We start from the raw sequence: 21290 nt of genomic DNA, 5'->3' as shown, positions 1-21290 counted from the left end.
AGATAGGAACTATATCGACAATGTTCGACTATTTTTTTAACGTTCTATATAAAATTCTATACCCAAGCTCCTCCAGCTCGATATGCATCACACCGTCCACCGGTTTGACCTCTTCCTGTGAAAGCGCATCGCGCCAATCTTCAGCCACCATAGGGTGCTGCAGCGTAACCCGTTCCTCGGTATTGTTCATCCAGATCGTAAAGTGCGTATGGGCGTCGATCCGCTCGTAAATGATGCAGGGATCGCCGTGATCCGCTTTCAGAAACCGGAAGCTGCCTTCCCGGAGCGCCCGGTTTTCCTTCCGCAGATGAATCAGCAGCTTGTAGAAGTCCAGCAGCTCGCGGTCCTGCATATCGGGATGCCATTCCATGCACTGGCGGCAGTCCGGATCGCCTTCTCCCTGAATGCCCACTTCGTCCCCGTAAAAAATACACGGCGTCCCCATGTACGTCATCAGGAAGACTACGCACAGCTTCAGTCTTCTTTTGTCGCCGCCTACTCTCGTCAGAACACGCGGAGTATCGTGGCTGCACAGCAGATTGAAGACGACCTCGTTGGCCTGTTTCGGATACCGCATCAGCAGGAAGCCCATGCTGCTCGCGAAGGAGTGCCCGTCCATGCCCGGACCCGAGAAGAATTCCAGCACCTTGTCAGAGAACGGATAGTTCATGACGGAGTCGAACTGGTCGCCCAGCAGCCACATCAGGGAATCGTTCCAAACCTCCCCGACGATGTAAGCTTCCGGATTGGCTGCCTTAACCACCTGCCTGAATTCCCGCCAGAAGCGATGGTCGATTTCATCGGCGACATCCAGCCGCCAGCCGTCGATACCGATCTCCTCGATCCAGTACTTGGCGACGTCGAGCAGATATTTTTTCACTTCGGGGTTGGCGGTATTGAACTTCGGCATGCCTTCGAAAAAACCGAACGTGTCGTAAGTCGGAATCCCGTCTTTTACGGCAACCGGATATTCGTTGATATGGAACCAGTCGGCAAAAGCGGACTCCTCCCCTTTCTCCTTCACATCCTGAAAAGCGGGAAACTCCAGCGCGCTATGGTTGAAAACCGCATCCAGCATGACCCGGATTCCGCGTTCGTGACAGGTCTCGACCACCTTCTTCAGCAGGGCGTTATCGCCGAAATGAGGGTCCACCTGCGTATAGTCCAGCGTATCGTATTTGTGGTTCGATGGAGACTTGAACACCGGGGTGAAATAGATCGCATTAATGCCGAGATCGACGAGATAATCGAGATGATCGAGCACACCCTGCAGATCTCCGCCGAAAAAGTTCTCCCGCTCGGGCTTTCCGCCCCATGGCTGCACGCCTTCCGGATCGTTTCCGGGATCTCCGTTGGCAAAGCGCTCCGGGAATATCTGGTAAAAGATCGCATCCTTGGCCCAGGCAGGGGGGCTGAACAGGTCGATTTCATGAATATACGGGAACGCGTAATAGCCTCCGGGCGGATAGGGCTGTTCGGAATGGATTCCGGTTTCCGTCATCCACAGCTGCTCGTTTCCGGCACTCAGCCTGAAGCAGTAAGACAACCGTTTGTAACTCGGCACCACTTCCGCCTCCCAATAATCGAACAGGGAATCCGAAGCGGTTTTAACCATAGAGATTTCCTGATAAAAGGTGTCCCAGTCGTATTTATCGCTGGCGATCACCGTCACATCTTCCACATCGTCCCTTTGTGTACGGACTCTCAAGTGAATCGTTTTGTTGTCGTACGCATAAGCCCAGTTGCTTCTCGTTCCGTGATAAAAGGCTTCTCTATTCATTCAGGCTCACTCCCCTGCGGATAAGTTTTGCCTTTTATATACACTTTTTTTTCCATGGCCGAACCATGTTTTTTATCCACACCTTCATCCACAAAAAAAATTAAAAAAAGCGCCGGAATTTCGGCGCTTTAAGCACTTATGAACAGGTTTATCCACATTATCCACAGTTTTCACTGAAAATGTTATCCGACAGTTATACGGAAAAGGAGGAAAAAACGGAAGCCTGAAAAATACGGATTTTTTAGAGTTATACACATTATCCACAGGGGGTGTGTATAAGTTCTTCACACCCATCCTGTTAATAATTTAAGCCATTAAGGATACACCTTGTGAAGCATTCGGATTGGCCCGTACGGCCTGGTTGCAGGCCGAGAGGAACGCTTTGGCGGCCGCAAACAGGATATCCACATCCAGGCCGGAGCTTTTGTAAGTCTGTGCGCCGCAGGAGACCGTCACGGTCGCTTCGCCGGTCGCTTTTTCGCTGGCCGATAAGGAGTACAGCTCCAGATCGGCGAACGTCACATCCATCGGCACCGCCTGGCGGATGCAGTTGACGATCGCTTCGATCGGTCCGTCGCCGGTGCCCGACCAGGTGGCCTCCGCGCCGCTCTCGTTATCGCGGATGGTGGCCGATGCCACGCGGCTGCGGTCGCTGGAGCTGACGACTTGAAGCTGTACCAGCGAGAAGCGCTCCGCCGCGGAGGCTCCCGCGTCACCGACCAGGCTCAACAGCTCGTCATCCGTGACGTGCTTCTGCTCGTCGGCCATGTCTTTGAAGCGGGCGTACACGTCTTCCAAGGCTTGAGCGTCCAAGTCGACTCCGTACTGGCCGATCCGGTGCTTAAGGGCGTGACGTCCGGAATGCTTGCCCAGAATGATCATCGAACGCGGAATGCCCAGCTTCTCAGGCTCCATAATCTCGTACGTGTTCCGGTTCTTCAGCAGTCCGTCCTGATGGATGCCCGATTCGTGCTGGAAGGCGTTGCGGCCGACGACCGGCTTGTTGAACGCGATCGGCATATTCATCATCCGGCTGACCATCGTCGATGTATTATAGATTTCCTCCAGCGCAATGCCGGTTTCCATGTTCAGCGTGTCTTTGTGTGTCTCGATCGCCATGACGATCTCTTCCAGGGAACAGTTGCCCGCCCGCTCTCCGATGCCGTTGACGGATACTTCCACGTAGTTCGCCCCGTTGCGGATGGCCGCCAGGCTGTTCGCAACCGCAAGGCCCAAGTCGTTGTGGCAGTGGGTGCTGAATTCCACCTTGTCTGCGCCTCTCGCATGCTTCCGTACATCCGAGAACATTTTGCCGTAATCCTCCGGCATCGCGTAACCGACGGTATCCGGCAGGTTGATGATCGTCGCGCCTTCGGCGATGACCGCTTCCACCATCTCATACAAATACTCCCGGCCCGTGCGGCTGGAATCCATGGCCGTAAATTCAATCCGCTCGCAGAACTGCTTCGCATAGGCAACCATCCGGCGCGCCTCCTCCAGCACCTGCTCGCGCGATTTGCGCAGCTGGAAGGCCAGGTGAATATCCGAGGAGGAGATAAACATGTGGATACGCCGTAAAGCGGCGTCCTGAGTCGCTTTTACCGCCGCGTCGATGTCGATCTTGACCGCACGCGCGAAGCCGCAAATTTCTACCCCCTGCAGTTCACGGGAAATTTGCTGCACAGCGGCGAAATCGCCCGGACTTGAGATCGGGAAACCGGGTTCGATCGTATCCACACCCATTTTCACGAGCTGCCGCGCGATGCGGACCTTTTCCTCCGGATATAAGGAACATCCCGGTGCCTGCTCGCCGTCTCTCAAAGTCGTATCAAAAATTTTAATTTGCCGTTTAGTCATTTTCGTTATCCTCCTGATTACCCGTTTCGGGTTTATTAAAAACTCCGGTCCGGAGTTTTTTGCGACATGCCCGCTTCAGCCGCCCTGAGCACGCAAAAAAGCCGCCGTCTCCGAAAAGAGACGACGGCTGTGCCGGCGCGGTACCACTCTTGTTGACCTTCCCCACGGGAAAGTCCGCTTACGGCAGCGAATGCGAACGGCTTTTCAACCTGCATTGCTGCGCGCCCGTTAACGGAGGCCAACCGTCGGCAGCTTAGGTGACGACCGCCGCGCATGCGGCATTCGTGACGTTCGGCTCCCGGCTCCCAAGCGAGTTCCCATCCCTTACGGACTGCGTCGCACCTACCCGCAGCTCTCTGTACCGTTACCGGATCGTACTACTCTTGTTCATTGCCTTTATGGATATACAAGTTTCGGTGTTTCCCCGGACACCCGCTCCTGCCTGAATGTCCGCTCGGTAAGCCTGCGATGATCACAGGTTGTGTCCGCAATTTTCTTGCTTTACTTGTTCCATCGTTCATTACCGTTGGTCGGGGCTTGCTCAGTTATGTCTATTTATCTCACTGTCGGTTATCGATGCTGTCTGCAAATCCGGCTTCCGCCAAGTATGCAAAAAGACCTGCCGCCTCTACTTCAAGAGACGACAGGCCGTTAGCCTTCCGCGTTACCACTCTCATTGATCCGCTGCAAGACGGATCCACTCGATGCGATTGAAATCAGGTCGGCCGGTATCCGGATACCGGGATGTTCCAATCGCTGCCCGATCACGGGGGCCAGCCGTTAAAACTTACTTCGCCGGATGCTTCGAAGACTTCTGTCCTGACCGGGAGACAATGTCTGCCGAGTTCGGGACGGGCTTGCCGGCGTTGTTCAGTTTTACCGCTCCCGGGCGAGTTCAGGGTTCATCCCGCTGCGTTGCACCAACCCGCAGCTCTCTGTGCGACATGAATGACCTTACTTTTCCCGTTCGTTGCGTGTACGTTTTGAACTTGTTGTGATTATAATATGCGCGAAAACGCAAAGTCAATACAAAATGTCAAAATGTTCAAAATTTTAAAAAAGTGCGGAATAAATTTTTTCAGAAAAACTCGCCCGTTGCCGGCGTTTCTCCCCATGGTAAAGTTAAAAAGGGGTTCCCCTAAATTCGATGGGAGGGGCGTTTAACATGGTTATCCACTTCATGCGGATCAGGTAATACAGACGGACTGACACATTACACCTGCTCTTTTTTCAAAAAAGAGAGATCAGGCTCATTTGTGCTGCCTCGTAGGGATGCTTTCATAAGATTCGATTACTTGATTAAAGATGAAGAGGTGCTGTCCGATATGAACGACTCCACAAAAAAATCGACGCAGTTAACGGAACAAGAGCAACTCAACCAATTTCGCGTACTGGCGGTAAAATATAATCTTAAACTGGACCTGTCCCAGTCTATGGAACTGAACGATTCCGGGCTGGACTTTCTGGCGGCCTCCGCCCGCACGACGGACGGCGCGGCTTGGATGCTTCGTATTCCGAGGCGACCGGACGTGATCCAATCTGCCGTTTACGAAGCGAAAGTATTAGAGCTTGTAAGCCGTAAGCTGCCTGTTGCCGTTCCCGGCTGGCAAATCAATCGGCCCGACTTTATTGCCTATCGCAAGCTGCCCGGAACGCCCGCAGCCACCATAGACACTACTGCAATGGCCTACAAGTGGCATATCGATCCGGAGGCGCTTTCCTCCGAGTTCGTTCAGTCGCTTGCGGCCGCAATCGCCGCCCTGCACCGGATAAACGGCCGGACCGCCGAACAGGCAGGCCTCTTGGCCGTTGAAGCCGGCGACCTGAGAGCGGGCGCCTCGGCACGTATGGAAGTCGTCCGGCAGGCTTACGGCGTATCGGAGGAGCTGTGGGAACGCTGGCAGGCTTGGCTCGCGGATGCTTCCTACTGGCCGCAGCACACCTCGCTGATCCACGGCGACCTGCATCCCGGCCATATCCTGGTCGACGAAAACGAGCGGGTTTGCGGGCTGCTGGACTGGACGGAGGCGGAATGCGGAGACCCGGCGGCGGACTTTTCCGCGTTTTACACCGTTTTCGGAGAGGAAGCCTTGTCGCGGCTGCTGGAGGAATATGAAAAAGCGGGCGGACGCGTCTGGCCGAGGATGAAGGAGCATATCGTGCAGTTCCAGGTGGCCTACCCCGTTAGCATAGCCTTGTTCGCCCTTAAATCAGGGCTGGAGCAATATGCAGACATGGCACGCGAGGCCTTGGGAGTCCCTGTTATTAAACGCGAGGAATAGAATTCACTTGAAGCAGGCTATGGAATTTCCGTCTGATGATTAAGATGAAGAAGTTCTGATTCGGTTCACACGCATAGCACAATGGCGTGATAAATAAAGACAGCCCCGGTTGCCGATAAGACTCCGTTGGCTGTCTTTGTTTCTTATTTTATTTGCGGGTATTTCGTTTTTGCCGCTTCGATTTCTTCTTTGCCTGCATTCATAATCCTGAATTCCTCGTTCTTCTCCCCGATTTTGTACATACTTTCCACCGGAGAACCAATAACCGGATCCTTATAGTGCAGGAAAATATAATGAGTATTGTCGGGCTTATTGTAGTAATCCTCATATTTTACTGACTCTTTAGCTATCAAACGATCGGGATAAAGCGGTCCTTTGTCTTTATCAATCCCGTACGAACTCATTCCTTCCTTATCCAAAAGAAGTCTATACATTGTCTTACCATCTTTCTGAATCTTGGCATTTTCAAAAGCTAGAGCCGTTTCCATCGGCAGCTTTTCCTTATCCGACGGGGTTGCCTTGCCGGCCTCTTCTCCCTTGTTTCCATCAGGTGTATAGATTGCCCGCGTATTCCCCTTTTCATCGGTATTAAGATAAACTTTACGATCGGTAAGTCTCTCCACATGATGTTTAGTAGGATAAAGAATAGTTAAAGCTAGATCAGGCCGATTAATAATTTTTTCGGGAACGCGAATATTTATAATACCGCTAACACTTTCTCCCACCTTTAATTGCATTAACGTTTTGAAATTTTGTGAATTTCCCGTGTCCCTCATAATTTCAAAGTCATTAAATCCATAACCGGAAAAAGAATGTGTAGAAATCGATGAAATTCCAATAGCAAGCTCTTCATTCCTGCCTTGCTCATCTATAATCTCGATCGTTACGGGAACGTCAATAACTACTTCGGCTCCTGCTTGTTTTGCTGTCATTTCCGGGTTAATTCGGTACGGCTCAATCGTATATTTCCGACCAAATGCCTCGATTGTAGCAGCTTGCCGGCTTGCATATTGCGCCGAAGTTTCGAAATTCTCTTTCAAAGAAGCATTCACAACCTGAAACCTGTATATAAAAATCAGGAGAAAGACAAGGATAGAGATACCTATCAGCCCGTTTATTTTCCGAATATGCCAATTCATAACGTGACGCCTGCCTTTTTAAACTCCTCGCTTCTTTGCCTTCCCACGATCGTCCCGCGTTCGATAATGATCTTCTCATCGGAAAGCTTCTCCAGTTCCTCACGATCATGACTGGCAATTACAATAGTCTTGCCCTCCTGTTTCATCCGAAGCAGCAAAGACCGCATATTTTCTACCGCATCCGTATCCAAAGCATTTGTAGGTTCATCAAGCAGAAGAAGATCCGGGTCTTCCATAATCGCTTGAGCGATGCCTAACCTTTGCCTCATCCCAAGCGAATACTTCCGGTATTTCCTTCGATCATTCGGGTCCAGCCCTACAATCTCCAGAACTTCACGGATACGCCGATCGTCTATTCTTTTCCTAATGGCTGCCAGCAATTGCAGGTTCTTAAATCCCGTGTATTGCGGCAAAAAGCCGGGGTACTCGATAAGAATACCGACACTTTCAGGAAAAGAGTTTTTTGAATCCAGTTTCTTGCCGGCTACCTCCACTGAACCTTCCGTGGGAACAATTAACCCACAAATCAAACGTAAAAGCATGGTTTTCCCCGAACCATTCTTGCCTTGTATGCCGTAAATATTTCCTTTTTCAAGATGAAGATCGATTTTATTTAAAACGATCTGTCCCTGCAATTTCTTGGTTACGTCATTTATCTTCACATAAGAAACATCCATTAAATAACTTTCCCCTTTTATTCAGATTTGGGCAGCACGTCTTTCCCTCGAATAACGTAGTGGCCAGCAAAGGCAAGCCCCGTGCAACTCACAGAAAAATATAAAAAAGCAGCCGTTAAATCCCAAAGGTTACGAGTTTCCAAGTATGGAGAGCGAATTAACATGCCGTAGTCCCCTGGAAGCCAAATCGATTGGACATAGCAACAAATAAGTAACACAGCTAGAGTAACAAAAAAAGACATAATGGTGCTGAACCATAAGCTTAAAACAGTCTGCAGCAGACCCATAAGTAAGGTAAGGGCACTTGAAAGCAGGACAGCAACCATGAGCAACTCAAAATCCTCTAATCCTTTTACCGGGAGTATGGCAGGCAATAATAAAAGAGAAAGTACAAATCCTACTGCTAAGAGTAAACCGTAATAAAGAACGACAGAGAGCACAGTCCACAAAATTTTGGACATCCACCATCTCCATGGATTTCTAACACGCGGGAAGATGTAGGTGCCATTAACGCGAAAATCCTCCGATGTATACTGGCCGATGACATAAAGAAATACGATATGTATCGCAAGCCAATCCGAAGGAAGCTTCAAATTTTCTCCTTCTCCAGGAGCATACCCTTCTAAAATATTTACAAGAATTAGTATGCCTCTATTCTCTCCATCTACTCTGTTCCAGATTGCCCAGAGAACGATCAATACTAAAACAACACCGGCCAAAATCCACTTCATAAAATTAAGCTGAAAACCGTGGATAAAATCTCGTCTAAATAAGATACGTATAGGTCTCATTGTTGTTCACTCTTCTCATGTGCTTTAAAATCCTGCTTTTCGAAAATCCTCTCACCGATTAGGATTAAAGCTGCAATAACCCCTATTAAATACACAACTCCCCATATAATTGAAGAAGGACTCAACCACCGCTCAATATTGGGAACCACATAATAAAATAATAGTTTAACCGGGATATCTGAGCTTAATAATCCTATTTCCGCACTTAATACGATAAATGTTAGGATAATAGCTAGAGCCGCATTCTTGGTCCATGTACGGATAATCTCCGTAACCAATAAAGCAAAAAACAAAGTTACGGCGTAATAAAAAAAACGCAGAGTCATGATTATACCCGTATGATAAAAATATTTATTTTGGGTCCAAACGGACGTCATATTCCTATTTAATGCTTCATGGTAGATCGCCCCTTCCATCATAATCCATGAATTTAAGTTTTTATTCAAAATCAGTGAAATTAAAAGTAAAGCGAGCATGGAGAATACGATGATAAGCGTCGCTGTCATAGCCATATATTTTATTTTCAGATACCAGATGCGACTCCTTACTCTGTAACGAATAATCTGATGCGACTGTTGAAAATCACGATCCAAATAATAAAAATAAGAGAATAATGCCACAGGAATATAAATAATCAACAACAAACTTCTACTAAATACATCATTTATCGCATCCATAAATTGAATGGACTCTGAAATTCGATACACATAAGCACTGTATACAAGTGTAATTATGAGGCAAAAACATACGGGTCCGGATAGGTATACGAGAGGACGCTGGCTTCTGTTAGATGGACTAATCAATCACATCCCTCCTCCTGGAACCTAAAAAGATAAGAATGCAAGCGATCAACAGACAAAACAGTAAAGTAGTTATAATACGAAAAAGATGATGGTCGATCATACCCGTACTCGCTCTCATCAGGACAAAAGGTATCCATTTGTATGGAATAATGATGGTTGCAATCAAATTCAGCAAAAAAACGGCTGATAAAACTACAAAGCGATTTTTCAAGAAAAAGGAGATTCCATAACTCAACGCTGCAAAGACAGCAGCATAGGCACAGGCTATTCCGATAAAAATAAATATGTACAAAAATGGATGCTCAAAAAATAACCCCAACCATTCGGAACCGTATTGAACGCTGAAATAACTCATGTAACTCAAATGCGGCGGAAGAACACTGGGGAGAATCATGGCTGAAACTGCAAGATCAAATAACAAGGGAACAAGGATGCTTATACCTCCTACCAACATAACGGCTAGAAGCTTAGATGAATAATAGCTTACTTTTGTAGTCCGAATTAAATAAAGCTTCTTAAACCCGCTTTTATAGTCTTGATAATAGGAATCCGCATAAGGAATAGAAGCAAGTAAGGGTAGAAGGTAGTAGAATTGCATATTAGTAAAGGACGCCCCATCAATCCCCAGCCAAAATAAATAGGGAGTCATAAATTGAGCGCCTATTAACGGTACCGGATAATAAGGAAGCACGCTCGTAGCAATGTGAATAATAGATATTGCCAAACCTGCAAGAATTGCAAATAGCAACGAGCGGCTATAAAAAGCTCGTATACATTCTATTTTTAAAGTTTTCATAGATGTACAATCTCCTTCAAAAAACTAGCAACTCTGATTAGAGTTGCTAGTTTGAAATAGTTAAATGCTATCTGGGCTCCATTTACCGTATACATTGTATTTGGAAGCTGTACCATCGTTTGTTCCTTTAATGGTAACATACACCTGCTTATTTCCATTATTTTCATAAGCCAAGTTAGAAATATATACACCTACGTTATTTGGATATATGGCTTTCTTTACACTGGAAGCTTTATAAAAATATTTATTCAGATCATCTTCGTACCTGTCACCTGCAGAATTAGCATAAACTTCAGCATACCAGACTCTACTGTTATCCGATTGGGTTCCTTTAACGTAGGAAGATGTTGCATCTTGCTTTAATCTAGGCGGTCTAAGCCAAGATTGATCGTTTGCAACAGCCACGTCAAATCCAATTGCAAAACTACTATCGCTTGTATTTCCCGCAAATACCGCTGACTGTAGGGAACCAATTAATCCAACGGACAAAGCTACACCTAAAGCTAACTTCTTTACTTGAAATTTCATCTTTACCTCCAATTTATATCTCATATTTTGTAGATCTACAGTAAATAATATACATTTTAAATAAATTATTGTCAATTTTTTACTAATTGTATATTTTTATCAACACTAACTATATGATATACCTTTTCTATTTAATCTTATTTCAGAGAAAGAGAATAATATGTAAGACTTAAAGAGTTATTCCTTCAACAACCCTTCTTTAGAGCAGTATCTAGCAAAAGTTTTATAGAAACTTTAAAATTTCATAGGAATCACTATATCTCATATTGAAATTTATGTCAATTTTAAGGATTACATACTCTTCTTCTAAAAAATAAGAAACATATAACTAGTACTTAAAGATCCGATACCGAGGATGAGCATTTAGAGGGATTACAGTGAAGGTAATGGCATCCGCTGTTCAATAAAAAATATAAGTAAACCATTAGGGTGATGTCCTAGATTAAATGAACATTAAATAAGCTGTCGAGATTTTCTCGACAGCTTGCAAGAATCTGATATTTAACGCTATCAGCTTCCTATAAATTTTTCCAATAAGCCTCAGTATCCCCACTTCTCCAGGCTCAGCACCGGCTCCGCCTTAAACTCCGGCCCCGTGATATCCCCGCGGTTCCATTTGAGGAAAGCGGCGGCGCCGATCATGGCGGCATTGTCGGAGCAGAGGTCCATCGGCGGCAGCAGCAGAGGCACGCCAAGCTCCGCACAGCGCTTCGTCAGCCCTTCGCGCAGTCCGCGGTTAGCCGCCACTCCTCCCGCCAGCAGAAGCTGCTTGGCGCCGTATTCCCGGACGGCCCGCGCGGCTTTCTCCACCAGCACGTCCACCACGGAGGACTGGAAACCTTTGGCGACATGGGCCGCCACGGGCTCTTCTCCGCGCATACGCGACTGGTTAAGGACGTTAAGGACCGCCGATTTCAAGCCGCTAAAGCTGAAATCGTAGGAATCGTCCAGCCAGGCACGCGGCATCGGAATTTCCCCGTCCGCTTCCTGGGCAAGGCGGTCAATGTGGGGACCGCCCGGATAAGGCAGTTTCAAGGCGCGCGCCACTTTGTCGTACGCCTCACCGGCCGCGTCGTCCCGCGTCTGTCCGATGATTTTGAAGCTTCCTTCGCTTTCCATATACACAAGCTCGGTGTGGCCGCCGGAGACGACAAGCGAAATCAGCGGATATTCCAGCTTGTGGACAAGCTGATTCGCATAAATGTGCCCGGCGATATGATGCACGCCGATCAAAGGCAGGCCGAGCGAGAATGCCAGCGCTTTGGCCGCCACTACGCCGACAAGCAGAGAGCCGACAAGCCCCGGCCCTTGTGTGACCGCAATGGCGGACATGTCTTTCATCGCAAGCCCCGCCTGATCGAGCGCTTCCTGCAAAATCCAGGTAATGCTCTCGACATGCTGGCGGGATGCGATTTCGGGCACGACGCCGCCGAAGCGCCGGTGGGTTTCGATCTGGCTTGAAACCACGTTGGACCTGATAACGGTCCCGTTCTCTATCACGGCTGCGGACGTCTCGTCACAGCTTGTTTCAATGGCCAGTATGTACACAGGCTTTGTAGTGTTCATGACGTTTTTTTCATTCCCTTTTATCGAATGCGAACAGGACGCTGCCGCCGCTCAGGCGGGTTGATTCGTGTCGGGCAAATCCGCCCACATAATGATCGCGTCTTCGTTATTGTCGGTATAATAGCCTTTGCGGACGCCGACGTACCGGAAGCCCATTTTATCGTAGAGGCGCTGCGCCACGTAATTCGACGCGCGGACTTCCAGCGTCATGCGGACCGCTCCCAGCGATCTAGCCTTCGCTTGAAGCTGGTGAACGAGCGAAACGCCCAGCTTGCGGCCGCGGAACCGGCTCGATATCGCGATGTTGGTCACATGAGCCTCATCCATAATGAGCCACATGCCCCCGTACCCCGCAATAACGCCGTCTACCATCATCACCGTGTAATGGGCAAAATGATTGCTCGTCAGCTCGTTGTGAAAAGCGCCTGCCGACCAGGGCGTCGTAAAGGCTTCCTGCTCAATTTCGCAAATGTGCGGGATGTCGTCCAGCCTCATCACACGGAAAATCGGGGTTGAAACAGGCTGCTCCCATCTTCGTTCGTCCAAAGAGCCCCTCCCCTTTCCGTCAGGATTTGGCCTTAGCCATCAGATTCACTTCAGCTTCCGTAAGCTGGGTGTAGTTCGGAACGAACGTATACTTGTCGATCGTTTCCCCGCGTTTTAACCGGTCCAGGCCAAGCAGACCCACCTCGGCCGCCGTCATATCATACGGAAGAACACGCACAGGGATGTTCAGTTCCGCCGCTGCCTGCCCGATCGCCTCTTCGAAAAAGGAAGTTTCGCCGACGAAAACGATCTCCTGAGGTTCTGCAAATGCGGAAGGCACGACAAAAGCTCCGCCGTCGCCCGCGGATTCCGCCCCAGTTGTCCCGGGGGCTTCAGCTCCACCCGCAGCGATCCCGATGTGCCGCGCAAAATCCGCCACGAGGCGGATGCCGTCCGGCTGAAGCCGGGCCCATCCGCTGCCCGTGCTGCCCGATTCCGCGCCGCCGTTCGCCCCTTCCAAGCCCAAAAGCCCGGCGGCCGGTCCATTCCCTGCCGAGGCGTAAACCGCGGTAAAGGCCTGCCCGCGCCGGGCATTCATCAAGGGCACGAACCAGCGCACGGCATCGTCCGCACCGTTGCCGGCCGTATCGGCGAGCAAAGCCGTCCGTCCGCCAAGCGCCAGCGCCTCCAGACTGGAGACGGCCGCAGCGGGAATGCCGAGCGACCAGGCGAACGTTTTCGCCGCGGTTACCGCGATCCGTACGCCGGTATAAGAGCCCGGCCCCTGGCCAGCCACGACCGCGGCAAGATCCTTCGGCTGAATGCCGCGGGACGCAAGCAGTTCCTGCAAATGAGGCATGAGGTGAATGGAATGATTGCGCTCCACGATGGTGTGTTTTTCTTCGACTAAGCAGCCGTCCCGAAGCAGGGCAACGGCCAGCGAAGCCGTGGACGTATCCAACGCAAGCACATACCCGTTCCCGTCATATACGGGCCTGCTGCGGTCCCGGTCCTCACTGTCTCCGGCCTGCGGAGAATCCGCCGCCTTTTCCCGCTCCCGCGTACTGTTCCCGCTTTCGCTGCTCATACCAACCATCCGTTCTCTTTCAAATTTGCGCACCAGCTCTCGTAAGGCTGTCCGGCCGGTTTCAAGCGGAACACCCGCTCGTCTCCTCCGCTGTGCTCGATATAAATTTCAAGCCGGTTCGGCGGCAGAAGCTCTTCCACCAGACTGGCCCACTCAATTAAAGTCAGGCCTTCTCCGTAAAAATAGTCGTCCAGCCCCAAATCTTCGGCTTCTTCCAAAGAAATTCGGTAAACATCCATATGATAGAGAGGGAACTCCCGCCCCTCGTATTCTTTAATCAGTGTAAAAGTCGGGGAGTTGACAACGCCCTGCACCCCGATCGATTTAGCCACCGCCTGCGAAAAACGCGTTTTGCCCGCGCCAAGATCGCCGTCCAGCGCGATTACGGCGCCGGGACCCGCAAGCGCTGCAAGCTGGGCTGCCAAAGCTTCCGTGTCCCGTTCGTCTGCGGCTTTATATTGGTAAGCCATTTCCGTCGCTTCCTCTCATTTCGCAGCAAAGTGATTGTAGCCCCGCTTCGGCAGCGGCTGCACCGAACCGTCCGGGCGCTGCAGCCGTACTCCGTCATCGGCACCCGTCACACGGCCGATGACGTGCAGGGGCAGCTCCGCGGCCGCGAAGGCCTCCCGCAGAGCCGCCAGATCCGCTTCCGCGGCCGTGCCGAGAAGCTGGTAGTCCTCGCCGCCGTACAGCGCCCACTCCAGCGGGTCGGCGGCCAGCTTCTCCGCGCAGGCGCGAAGCCCTTCCGCCAGCGGCAGCTTCTCTTCCGCGATGAGGACCCCGACTCCCGAAGCCTCGGCGATTTCGCCGGCTTCGCTCGCGAGCCCGTCGCTGATGTCGTTCAGCGCCCGGCACAAGCCTGTGCGCTGAAGCAGTTCCCCGGCCGCAGCCTGCGGCAGAGGCCGGGTGTGGGCGCGGACGAGTCCGGCCGCTTCGGCCGGCAGCTCGCCCCACTGCGCCGCGTCCGTGCCGCGGTTCAGAAGGTAGCTCAGCCCCGCGGCCGAGCCGCCGAGCGGCCCCGTCACGAAGACGGCGTCGCCCGGTTTCGCGCCGCTGCGCAGCAGGGCCCCGCCTGCGGGGACTTCGCCCAGAATCGTGACGGTCAGCACGATTCCGCCGCGCGTGGACGTCGTGTCGCCGCCGACGACGGCTACGCCGAACAAGTCCGCGCACTCGTACAATCCGGCGTAGATGCGCCGGATCCGCTCGGTGTCGGCATCCTTCGGAAGAGACAGCGCGACAAGCGCATAGCGCGCCTTTGCGCCCATCGCGGCCATGTCGCTGATGTTCGAAGCCATCGCCTTGAAGCCAATGTCCTCGTCGCGCATCGTCACGGGCAGGAAATGAATCCCTTCGGTCATCGTGTCGCAGGAGGCGACAAGCTGCATACCGGGGGACAAGGCGGCTACGGCCGCATCGTCACCGATGCCGACGACCACTCCCTGGGAACGCATCCCGTCGCGCTGCTGTCTGTCCCCCGTCAGCAGGCGGATCAGGCCGAATTCGTCATGCTGCATAGGCGGGCTCCTCCGGTTTGGTTTGCCTCCTATTATAGCCCTCTATCCTTCCTCTAGCAACCGGGATATCCGGGTTCCGTCAAGGCACGGACGCTCTTCCGGCTCCTTCTCCGCGCCGCAAAAAAAGCGCCTGCATGTACATTTCTTCATGCAGGCGCCAACCTTACTCTTCCCCGTTATCCGTTACGGATTCCGGATATCCCATCGTATCGGTCGTGGACTCCTCGATCAGACCGTTATGAACCGTAACCTGGCCGCCGCCGAGCCCTTCGTTGATCATCCGGTCGATGTCCATGTAGTAATCGTCCCGGCCCTGATGGGTGCTGTCTTTAAGTTCTTTCTCATTCTTGTCGTCTCCCATTTCATCACCTCCACTTCCCGGAGTAAACCTGGCTCCGGTTAGCGTGGCACAAAACCGCCTAAAGCATTCATATCCGGCGAATTTTTTGGACATACTGATCCTAAAAGAGTAAGGCCACAAAGCGTCCGGTTCCGTACGGACCCGGCAAAATAAGCCCGCCCACGCGGGCGCCCCAGGAGGTTTCCCCTCATGCATACGGTCTGGAAAGGCGCCATCAGCTTCGGTCTGGTGCACGTTCCCGTTAAAATGTTCTCGGCTACGGAAGAGAAAGACATCTCCATGCGTTACATTCATAAACGCTGTACAACCCCTCTTTCTTATGTGAGAAAATGCACCACCTGCGACACGGAAGTGGAGTGGGGAGAAATTACGAAGGGCTATGAATACGAGCCCGGCCGCTTCGTTCTTTTTGAGAAAGAAGAATTGGAGAAAATCTCCGGTGAAGCGACTAAAGAAATTAAAATTCTGGATTTTGTCGATTTGACTGACATCGATCCCATTTATTTTCAGAAAACTTACTACCTCTCTCCCGGTGATACAGGCGCCAACGCCTACAATCTGCTGCTCGAATCGATCAAACAGACCGGTAAAATCGGGATCGCCACCATTTCTATCCGTTCCAAAAGCAGTCTCGCCGCCGTCCGGGTTATCGATAACTGCATCGCTCTGGAAACGATTTTCTATCCGGACGAGATCCGTGCGATCAGTCAGGTTCCCAATCTTCCGGAAGCCTCGAACGTAAATGACAAAGAGCTCACGATGGCCAAAATGCTGATCGAGCAGTTGTCCACTCCGTTCGAGCCGGAGAAATACCAGGACGAATACCGCAGCGCGCTGATGGAAGCGATCCAGCACAAAGTCGCCGGCGAAGAAGTCCAGGTCGCTCCGGAGCAGAAACGTACCAACGTGATCGACCTGATGTCCGCGCTTCAAGCGAGCCTCGAAGCGGTCAAGCCCGTCGCGGCCGACAAGTCGGACGCCAAAGCCAAAGCGAAGCCGAAAGCGGCAAAACCGCGCAAGACGAAAGAAAAGGCGAAGGAAACGGTATCCTGAATCGGAGCCACGGAGCCACGCCCGGTTTTGGTTCCGGCTGTCTCCGGTTTCGCTTCGGCGCCTCCTTGGTTTGATACTTGCCGGATAATGACGTAAATAACGAGCCTCCGATTCGATTCGGGGCTCGTTTTTGTTTGTACCGGCTGCGTTTTCCTCCAGGAATGCACAATTATTTGAAGCGGAGGAAAGGAAAGCCTGGATTTTCGGCTGCCTCAAATTTCAGATCATACCGTATATTCATTTTGTTATTGTATTTGAGAAATCGTACAGCTTCTTGGAGGGACATCGACAAAGGCTTGAATGCTTGGATGTCTCATTGTGTTCGCAGGGGTGAATTCGAGAAATTCAACCTTAACAGCAAGCGCGGGACGTATCCATACGGCATCCTTCTGACGTAAAGGCATATTTACGAAGGGTCTATTTTCTATAGCTAATTCGTTCACTAAAGCGGTTATCTCCAACCACTCTTTATTAGTTAGCTTCCCCGTTCCGGCATGGCCAATATACGTCAGTTCCTTCCCTTCGTTATCGTACAGGCCCAGCAGTAACGAATTCACAATGCGATCACGAAAAGTAACCCCGCCGACTACCGCATAAAGGTCGACAAATATTTTGTGCTTCCTCCACCTGCCGTCCTTCCCGTTTAAGCTATACGCGCTCTGGAGGTCTTTATAAATGACTCCCTCCATTTGATGCTGCTTCATAACTTGAAAAAGAGCGTGTCCATCCGTGACATTCGGGACGAGTTGTACATGGTCATTTGGCACGATGACATTGTGGAGTAACTTTTGGCGATCACGCAAATTTTGGTCGATAACCCATTTTCCATTGAGATAAAGAATGTCAAACACCATATAACTTACCGGAATTTGGTTTACTGCAAGTTTTATTTTGGCGCTTTGCTTTAAGCTTTCTCTTCTCATCACTTCATGAAAGGACGGTTTGTTATTATCCAGACAAATAATTTCGCCGTCAAGGATCACGGAATCGGCCTGGCAAAATTTTCGCGTATCCAATAGTTCGGGATATTGCAGCGTACGTTCATTCAGCTTGCGGTTGAACAAGCGGGTTTCGGTTCCGTCAAAGTAATGCAGCATTCGTATGCCGTCCCATTTAATCTGGGTTATCCAATTTTCGCCTTCGGGCGTCTTGCTTGAACTTACGGGTTCAAAGGGAATGACGGGTGTCAGTTTCATTATGTGCCTTCTTCCGAAAAGGTTTGTTACCCGACATTATTCCCATCATCCGCCGATTTTTTTCGCAGCCTGTTCGAGGTGCCGTTTAACTCACTGGATAAATATTCAATTTATATAAATAAACATCTATTCTTATAAAGTTATCATTACATACAATTTTAATATGAACTTATTTTCACAAAATACCTATATTTATTTTTGTTTATGGGTAAACATTTGAAAGCCGCCAGGTAACTTCTTGTAAATCGCTGCTATCCCGGCGGTTCAGTTCAAAGCTATGAAAGGAGGTTAGGAGAAATGAAAGGAAAGATGTATTGAAGGGGGATAACTGGATAGCGGGGCTGCAGTGGTTATTTTTCATCTTTGCCAACAGTGTCATCGTTCCTCTGACTATCGGCCAGGCGTTCCAATTATCGGAGGATCGTATCATGACGACCCTGCAGCTCACTTTTATCGTCACGGGAAGCGCTTGTATTTGCCAGGCTTTTCTCGGACACCGCCGGGCCATACTGGAAGGCCAATCCGGATTATGGTGGGGCATGATTCTGACCACTGTAAGCATAGCGGCGGCCCAGAACATTTCATTAAACGAACTGGGTGGAAGTCTTACCGTAGGAATCCTTATTTCTGCCGTTGTGACGTTAACGGTCGGTATTTTCGGCTGGGGGGCCGCCTTGGCTAACTTATTTAAACCGGGGGTCATGGGTGTTTTCATGCTGTTGTTCGGCTTTCAATTAATCCAGATTTTCCTCAAGGGCATGCTGGGTATCCCCATGGGCAATTCACCGGATGACGCCAAAGTTAATCTCGGTATTTCGTTTCTATCGCTAGTTATGATGCTTCTGATCATTGTGGTGAATATTACCCTGCCAAACAAATTCAGCAAATACTCTCTGCTGGCGGGAATCGTTGCGGGCTGGGGTGCATTTGAGCTGTTTTTGGGCCAGGAAGAGACTGTTCCGCCTACCGCATCTTTTAAACTCGAATTTTTTATGCTGGGCAAGCCGGATTTAAACATAGGGATTATTATGGTGGCCGTGCTTTCAGGCCTTCTTAATCTGGCGAATACATTCGGGGCTTTAAAGGGGACCGAGGATTTATACGACAGCACCACACAAAAAAAACAATTCGATGCCAGCTTGATCGTTTCCGGTATTTTCACGGGGATCAGCGGGTTATTCGGACTGGTTCCTTATGCGCCCTTTGTCTCCTCCATCGGATTTTTAAAGCAGTCGGGAATCATTAATCGGCTGCCCTTTATTATCGGCGGCTCGTTATTCCTGATCATGGGGGCTATTCCGCCCATCGCTCATTTCTTTTCCAACATCCCCCTGAGTGTAGGCAGCACGGTGCTGTTCGTTGCCTATTTGCAGCTGCTGCTGTCCTCCCTGAAATTTTTCAAGAAGATAAAGTTGAATAAACGGAATGTATACCGCTCGTCTTTACCGGTATTTATAGCGGTAGTCCTCATGATACTTCCGAAATCGTATTTTTCAGGATTACCGACCTTTATACAACCTTTTATCAACAATGGTCTGCTTGTGGGGATTACACTGGCATTGATACTGGAAAATACAATAAATTGGGATAAAATAGAAGAATTTAATTGAAAATTAAAGTTTAATCTTATAAATATTGGTTAAATAGTGGACTAGTGCTTCTTACTGCAAGGAAGCAACTTTACATTAGGAAGGTGAGCAAATGAATATCAATTCGTACAAGATCGGTAGGGATATCGATCCCCGCTACGGCAGATCTTGTATAGCCAGGAAGTCGGCAGTTGCTACACCAAGCAACTTGGCCTCTATGGCTGCCAATCGTATTCTTAACGAGGGCGGAAGCGCAGTGGATGCCATGGTTGCCGCTAACAGTGTACTAAGCGTCGTATTCCCTCATATGACAGGTGCCGGCGGAGATGCTTTCTGGCTGATCTATGATGCGAAAACAGGAAAAAAACATTCGCTGAACGCCACCGGAAGATCGGGCTCGAACGTTTCCATGTCTAATTATTCACGGGAGGACGGAATCGATGTGCGGGGGCCAAAAGCGGTTAATACCGTGCCCGGTGCAGTGAGCGGCTGGCTTGAAGCTCATCGGAAGTTCGGAAAACTGCCCCTGTCCCGATGCCTGGAACCGGCCGTTGATTATGCGAGAAACGGATTTCCGGCAGGTGACTCCGTAGCAAGATTCTCGGAATTTGCCATCGATCTGCTGAGGACCTACCCCACCACAGCCAAAACGTTTCTGAAAGATGGGGTTGCTCCCTATATGGCCGGCGATATTATGAGGAATCCGAATCTGGCCAAAACGCTTGAAAAGATAGCCGAAGGCGGATTTGACGCTTTTTATAAAGGAGAGATCGCCAAGCAAGTGTGCGATTTTCTTCAGGAAAACGGAGGCTTTCTCACCACGGAAGACTTTGCGAATCATCGCGCTGACTGGTTCGACCCTATAGAGGTCGAATACCGGGACCGGAAGGTTTTGGCTCCGCCGCCGAACTCTGCAGGCTTTGTAACCTTGCAAATTTTAGGCATGATGGAGCACAAGGACGTCGGCAGGATGAAGCATGAGGAAAGTGAATTTATCGATGCTTTTACGAGGGCAACCGCCTTCTCCTTTAAAGACCGTGACACTTACCTGGATGACCCGGATTTTTATCATATTCCGCTTGAAACTTTATTAAGCAAGGAATATTTCCGCGACCGTGTCAAAAAATTGCATGACCCCAGCTTGGGGCCTCCCGAAAAAGGATTAGGTCAAAAAGGAGATACGACTTTCTGCTGTGCGGTGGATGAAGAGGGCAACGTGGCGGGCGTCATTCAGAGTCTTTATTGGGAATGGGGCTCGGGTTTAGTCGCAGGCGATACCGGAATGCTTCTGCAAAACAGAGGCACCCATTTCTCTCTGGATCCGAAATCCCGCGACAGGCTGGAGCCGAATAAACGTCCGGCACATACGCTCACATGCTCGATGGTTATGAAAGACGATAAACCGGAAATGGTTGTAGGCGCCATGGGCGGTGACGGAGAGCCTCAAACGCAAGCATTGATCATTATGCGGGTATTGGATCAAGGATATTCCGTACAAGAAGCCATTGATGCTCCGCGCTGGCTCCTGGGAAGGACATGGGGGGACCACGTCAGAGGCTTGAGACTTGAAGGAAGATACGATCCGAAAATTGCGGACAAGCTGCGTGAGCTGGGACATGAAAATGTCGAGATTCTCGAAAATTTCAGCGACCTGATGGGCCATGCCCAAGCGATCCGGATATGGCCGGAGCACTTGGAAGCCGGAGCTGATCCGCGGGCGGACGGCTTGGCGATCGGCGACTAGACACGGAAATATTGGACGGAATATTTCATTAATATTAT

General features: G+C 50.2%; 19 protein-coding genes and 2 other annotated features. Of the genes, 4 read left to right on the top strand and 15 right to left on the bottom strand.

The annotated features are described in order from the left end of the window. Positions 1-28 precede the first annotated feature (28 nt). Together C4S74_RS21730 and C4S74_RS21725 are read right to left on the bottom strand one after the other, a co-directional pair. On the bottom strand, positions 29-1780 hold the full coding sequence (locus C4S74_RS21730) for an alpha-glycosidase (RefSeq protein ID WP_103997438.1): 1752 nt from the start codon (positions 1778-1780) through the stop codon (positions 29-31). Between the two features lie 306 nt (positions 1781-2086). Beyond that, complete coding sequence (locus C4S74_RS21725; protein WP_103997437.1) at positions 2087-3637, bottom strand: 2-isopropylmalate synthase; 1551 nt, start codon at positions 3635-3637, stop codon at positions 2087-2089. A gap of 113 nt (positions 3638-3750) precedes the next feature. Further along, positions 3751-4037, bottom strand: a binding site (T-box leader). Between the two features lie 233 nt (positions 4038-4270). Beyond that, positions 4271-4617: a binding site (T-box leader), on the bottom strand. A gap of 345 nt (positions 4618-4962) precedes the next feature. On the opposite strand from C4S74_RS21725, the gene C4S74_RS21720 reads away from it, so the two are divergent. Further along, complete coding sequence (locus C4S74_RS21720; RefSeq protein WP_103997489.1) at positions 4963-5919, top strand: macrolide 2'-phosphotransferase; 957 nt, start codon at positions 4963-4965, stop codon at positions 5917-5919. Between the two features lie 143 nt (positions 5920-6062). Here the strand turns inward: C4S74_RS21720 and C4S74_RS21715 are convergent, their stop codons facing one another. From C4S74_RS21715 to C4S74_RS21660, 12 genes are all read right to left on the bottom strand, one after another. Further along, entirely contained in the window at positions 6063-7058 is a 996-nt protein-coding gene (locus C4S74_RS21715) for a hypothetical protein (RefSeq protein WP_103997436.1), read from the bottom strand. Beyond that, a complete protein-coding gene (locus C4S74_RS21710; RefSeq protein ID WP_103997435.1) occupies positions 7055-7735 on the bottom strand; it encodes an ATP-binding cassette domain-containing protein in 681 nt (226 codons plus the stop codon). Before C4S74_RS21710 ends, C4S74_RS21715 begins: the two co-directional genes overlap by 4 nt. 17 nt (positions 7736-7752) lie before the next feature. After that, positions 7753-8526 carry a hypothetical protein gene (locus tag C4S74_RS21705; protein WP_103997434.1) on the bottom strand — a complete coding sequence of 258 codons (774 nt, stop codon included), beginning with the start codon at positions 8524-8526 and terminating at the stop codon, positions 7753-7755. Further along, entirely contained in the window at positions 8523-9203 is a 681-nt protein-coding gene (locus C4S74_RS21700; RefSeq protein ID WP_146065519.1) for a hypothetical protein, read from the bottom strand. Before C4S74_RS21700 ends, C4S74_RS21705 begins: the two co-directional genes overlap by 4 nt. Before the next feature lie 118 nt (positions 9204-9321). Continuing rightward, positions 9322-10125: a hypothetical protein gene (locus tag C4S74_RS21695; protein ID WP_103997432.1), complete on the bottom strand. Its 804-nt coding sequence runs from the start codon at positions 10123-10125 to the stop codon at positions 9322-9324. 60 nt (positions 10126-10185) lie between these two features. Beyond that, positions 10186-10653 (bottom strand): hypothetical protein, encoded by a 468-nt coding sequence (locus C4S74_RS21690; RefSeq protein WP_103997431.1) that lies wholly within the window; start codon positions 10651-10653, stop codon positions 10186-10188. Between the two features lie 540 nt (positions 10654-11193). Then, positions 11194-12219, bottom strand: coding sequence for a tRNA (adenosine(37)-N6)-threonylcarbamoyltransferase complex transferase subunit TsaD (gene tsaD / locus C4S74_RS21685; RefSeq protein ID WP_042234088.1), 1026 nt, complete (start codon positions 12217-12219; stop codon positions 11194-11196). Positions 12220-12270: 51 nt separating this feature from the next. Then, the gene (gene rimI, locus C4S74_RS21680; protein ID WP_258042570.1) at positions 12271-12714 is read right to left on the bottom strand and encodes a ribosomal protein S18-alanine N-acetyltransferase; all 444 of its coding nucleotides are present in this window, start codon (positions 12712-12714) and stop codon (positions 12271-12273) included. 70 nt (positions 12715-12784) lie between these two features. Further along, a complete protein-coding gene (gene tsaB, locus C4S74_RS21675; RefSeq protein WP_258042567.1) occupies positions 12785-13792 on the bottom strand; it encodes a tRNA (adenosine(37)-N6)-threonylcarbamoyltransferase complex dimerization subunit type 1 TsaB in 1008 nt (335 codons plus the stop codon). Further along, the gene (gene tsaE, locus C4S74_RS21670) at positions 13789-14262 is read right to left on the bottom strand and encodes a tRNA (adenosine(37)-N6)-threonylcarbamoyltransferase complex ATPase subunit type 1 TsaE (protein WP_103997428.1); all 474 of its coding nucleotides are present in this window, start codon (positions 14260-14262) and stop codon (positions 13789-13791) included. Before tsaE ends, tsaB begins: the two co-directional genes overlap by 4 nt. Before the next feature lie 15 nt (positions 14263-14277). After that, the gene (thiL, locus tag C4S74_RS21665) at positions 14278-15309 is read right to left on the bottom strand and encodes a thiamine-phosphate kinase (RefSeq protein WP_103997427.1); all 1032 of its coding nucleotides are present in this window, start codon (positions 15307-15309) and stop codon (positions 14278-14280) included. A 163-nt stretch (positions 15310-15472) separates the two neighbouring features. Continuing rightward, positions 15473-15670: a hypothetical protein gene (locus C4S74_RS21660; RefSeq protein ID WP_103997426.1), complete on the bottom strand. Its 198-nt coding sequence runs from the start codon at positions 15668-15670 to the stop codon at positions 15473-15475. 189 nt (positions 15671-15859) lie between these two features. On the opposite strand from C4S74_RS21660, the gene C4S74_RS21655 reads away from it, so the two are divergent. After that, positions 15860-16723, top strand: coding sequence for a Ku protein (locus C4S74_RS21655; protein WP_103997425.1), 864 nt, complete (start codon positions 15860-15862; stop codon positions 16721-16723). A 245-nt stretch (positions 16724-16968) separates the two neighbouring features. Here the strand turns inward: C4S74_RS21655 and C4S74_RS21650 are convergent, their stop codons facing one another. After that, positions 16969-17919: an RNA ligase family protein gene (locus C4S74_RS21650; RefSeq protein ID WP_103997424.1), complete on the bottom strand. Its 951-nt coding sequence runs from the start codon at positions 17917-17919 to the stop codon at positions 16969-16971. Positions 17920-18233: 314 nt separating this feature from the next. Here C4S74_RS21650 and C4S74_RS21645 point away from each other — a divergent pair, with 314 nt between their 5' ends. Continuing rightward, entirely contained in the window at positions 18234-19529 is a 1296-nt protein-coding gene (locus tag C4S74_RS21645) for a uracil/xanthine transporter (RefSeq protein WP_103997423.1), read from the top strand. Positions 19530-19620: 91 nt separating this feature from the next. Beyond that, positions 19621-21252 carry a gamma-glutamyltransferase gene (gene ggt, locus C4S74_RS21640; RefSeq protein WP_103997422.1) on the top strand — a complete coding sequence of 544 codons (1632 nt, stop codon included), beginning with the start codon at positions 19621-19623 and terminating at the stop codon, positions 21250-21252. Positions 21253-21290: the final 38 nt, after the last annotated feature.

The organism is Paenibacillus sp. UNC499MF (genome assembly GCF_900107975.1).
Classification (GTDB): domain Bacteria; phylum Bacillota; class Bacilli; order Paenibacillales; family NBRC-103111; genus Paenibacillus_F.
The sequence above is the reverse complement of the archived record's forward strand: the minus strand, read 5'-3'. Positions and strand labels throughout refer to the sequence as shown.